The 251-nt window shown below is 47.8% G+C and carries 1 pseudogene; it reads left to right on the forward strand.

From position 1 onward, the window contains the following. Window positions 1-251, forward strand: a pseudogene (locus O4G76_RS21175) (hypothetical protein); the annotation flags it as partial.

Raw genomic sequence — 251 nt, forward strand, 5'->3', positions numbered from 1 at the left:
ATTGGGAACTATGAGGTGGGAACTCGCAAAATCAGTGCCGATGATGCAATCATTCTCGGCCAAGCGTTGGGCGTTGGTCCTGAGGTCATTTTGTTTGGTTCTCCATCACTCCATTCAAAACAACTGATTGAGCTCGCCCCCCTCTCAAGTAGCGAGATCAAAATGGTGCCCTTGATTTCATGGGTACAGGCTGGAGAGTTTTGCCTCTCAGAGTCTTTTGAGTTTCCTACGGAAGACCTTGAGTATTATGC

It is taken from the genome of Limimaricola sp. G21655-S1 (genome assembly GCF_027213785.1).
In the GTDB taxonomy this organism is placed as follows: domain Bacteria; phylum Pseudomonadota; class Alphaproteobacteria; order Rhodobacterales; family Rhodobacteraceae; genus Limimaricola.